A 2669-nucleotide genomic window follows, 5' to 3' on the forward strand; every position below is an offset into this window, starting at 1 on the left:
GAGTTCGCCTCGCGGATCCCCGACGAGTGGATCGGGTCGCTCGCGCTGGCGGGGACACCGGAGGAGGTGCGCGCGGGCATCGCCGCCCGGCATGGCGCCGGGGCCACCACCGTCGTGCTGACACCCGTCGGCATCGATCGCATGCGAGCGCTGGAGGATCTCGCGCAGGTGCTCGGTTGAGGCAACATGGGCCCGCGCGGCAGTGTCTGGAGCCGACTACGGGACTTGAACCCGTAACCCCCTAATTACAAGTTAGGTGCGCTACCAATTGCGCCAAGTCGGCAGGTGCCCCGAGTCTACCGAAGCGGGCAGCCGCGGCATCCCGGCGCTAAGAGCTACGGCGCGGGCGTCACGGTCGCCGACGGGGTCGGCGTCGGAGTCGCGGTCGGCGAGGGCGTGCTGTAGTAGGCGTCGCTCGCGCTGGTGAGCACGAACTGTGCGAACTCCTTGGGGTCATCGAGAGCGCCGACGTACGGCATCCCGTTGACCAGGACGATGGGCGTGCCGGTGAGGGCGACGTCCTCGGTGTCGGGCAGGCCCTGCAGCGCCCGCTCGGTCGCGGACTTCGCCCACGAGGCGAACGACTCCTCCTCGATGCACGAGCGCACCACCTTCGGCGACTCCGCACCCGACGCGACAGCCATGTCGGCGAGCTCGATGTCGGTGTAGCCGTCGGAGTCGACCTCGGGCTGCTGGGCGAGGAGCGTGTTGTTGAACGCGAAGAACGTGTCGGGCGAGTGCGTCGCCACGCACGCGGCGGCACTCGCCGCGCGCAGCGAGTACTTGGTTCCGTTCGACTTGGCCGTGAGCATCGCGACCGGATAGTAGGTGAGGGTGGCGGCATCCTCGCTCACCCACTTCGACAGCTGCTGCACGTTGGCGACCTGGAAGTCGTGGGACCCGGTCGACAGGTAGTCGACGTACACCCGGATGTCGACGACCGGCTGATCGGTCGGGGCCGGGGTCGGCTCGGCCGTCGGCTCGGGGGTGGCGGTGGGGGTCGCGGTCTCAGCGGGGACCGCATCGAGGGAGGCCGCGGACTCGTCGTCCAGCGTGCCGGTCTCCTCAGCCGATCCGACTCCGGTGACGGTCGTCACGACGAAGCCGTCATCGGTCACGTTCGCGGGGTTGAGCAGCGGGCGGGAGGTCGCCGAAGTGACGGTCCACACGATCACGACCGCGGCGATCGCGATGACGACGACGATGGCCGTGGCGATCGACGTGCGGCGGATGACGCGCGCTCGCGACTGCTGGGCCTGAACCTGCTGCGCCTTCTCGCGGACCGCGTGACGGCGGTCCCGCTCGGCGGGCACGTTAGGGGACTCGTCGCTCGACATGGGACCTCTCGGGGCGGACTGCGGGCCGGGACGCCCTGCACTGGTCGCACGGGGAGGCGACCGAGGACGATGCTAGCCAGGCAGGCTGGGAAATACCCAGACGGAGCCTGCGCGCGGCCCGTGTCATACTAGGGGAGCGCCCGACGGAGGGCGTGCGGTTCGCCCCGCAATTCCATCACTACGGATCGTCCGGCACGTACCTGCCGGTGAAGGAGCAGAAACAATGGCGTCAGTCACGTTCGACAACGCAACGCGCTTGTATCCCGGGGGCACGCGTGCCGCCGTCGACAAGCTGAACCTCGAGGTCGGAGACGGGGAGTTCCTCGTTCTCGTCGGACCCTCCGGCTGCGGCAAGTCCACGTCCCTGCGGATGCTGGCCGGTCTCGAAGAGGTCAACTCCGGCCGCATCCTGATCGGCGATCGCGACGTCACCGACGTTCCGCCGAAGGACCGCGACATCGCGATGGTCTTCCAGAACTACGCGCTCTACCCGCACATGACGGTGGCCGAGAACATGGGCTTCGCCCTGAAGATCGCCGGCGTCGGCAAGGACGAGCGTGCCGCCCGCGTGCTCGAGGCCGCGAAGCTCCTCGACCTGGAGGACTACCTGACCCGCAAGCCGAAGGCGCTCTCGGGTGGTCAGCGTCAGCGCGTCGCCATGGGTCGCGCCATCGTGCGTCAGCCGCAGGTGTTCCTCATGGACGAGCCGCTGTCGAACCTGGATGCCAAGCTGCGCGTGCAGACGCGCACCCAGATCGCTTCGCTGCAGCGTCGCCTCGGTGTCACCACGGTCTACGTCACGCACGACCAGACCGAGGCTCTCACCATGGGTGACCGCATCGCCGTGCTGAAGGACGGACTCCTGCAGCAGGTCGGCACGCCTCGCGACCTGTACGAGCGTCCGAACAATGTGTTCGTCGCAGGCTTCATCGGCTCTCCCGCCATGAACCTGTTCCCGTCCGACCTCGCCGAGGGTGGCGTGCGCTTCGGCTCCGAGGTCGTCGGTCTCGACCGCGACACTGTCGGCCGCGCGCACGGCAGCCAGGTCACGGTGGGCGTCCGTCCCGAGGACATCGTCGTCGGCCCCGCCGACGGCAAGGGCCTCTCGGTGGTCGTCGACCTCGTCGAAGAGCTCGGCGCAGACGGCTACCTGTACGGCCACACCGACATCTCGGGCAAGCGCACCGACATCGTCGCGCGCGTCGACGGACGTCGCCACCCCAACGCGGGTGACACGGTCACGCTCGCGGCGACCGCCGGCCACGTGCACGCGTTCGACGTCGAGACCGGCGAGCGCCTCAACGACGCTCCGGTCATCTCGGGTACGTAAGG

Annotated in this window: 2 protein-coding genes, 1 tRNA gene and 1 pseudogene; 2 read left to right on the top strand and 2 right to left on the bottom strand. The window is 68.9% G+C overall.

The window, feature by feature from the left end; translation table 11 throughout:
- Positions 1-180 (top strand): annotated as a pseudogene (locus tag VFX99_RS07410) (LLM class flavin-dependent oxidoreductase); the annotation flags it as partial.
- A gap of 27 nt (positions 181-207) precedes the next feature.
- Here the strand turns inward: VFX99_RS07410 and VFX99_RS07415 are convergent.
- Positions 208-283: transfer RNA gene (locus VFX99_RS07415), tRNA-Thr, on the bottom strand.
- 52 nt (positions 284-335) lie between these two features.
- The gene (locus VFX99_RS07420) at positions 336-1337 is read right to left on the bottom strand and encodes a DsbA family protein (RefSeq protein ID WP_329665660.1); all 1002 of its coding nucleotides are present in this window, start codon (positions 1335-1337) and stop codon (positions 336-338) included.
- 223 nt (positions 1338-1560) lie between these two features.
- Here VFX99_RS07420 and VFX99_RS07425 point away from each other — a divergent pair, with 223 nt between their 5' ends.
- A complete protein-coding gene (locus VFX99_RS07425) occupies positions 1561-2667 on the top strand; it encodes a sn-glycerol-3-phosphate ABC transporter ATP-binding protein UgpC (protein ID WP_329665661.1) in 1107 nt (368 codons plus the stop codon).
- The last annotated feature ends 2 nt before the right edge of the window (positions 2668-2669 follow it).

Origin of the sequence: Microbacterium sp., assembly GCF_036277215.1 — a bacterium.
Classification (GTDB): Bacteria; Actinomycetota; Actinomycetes; order Actinomycetales; family Microbacteriaceae; genus Microbacterium.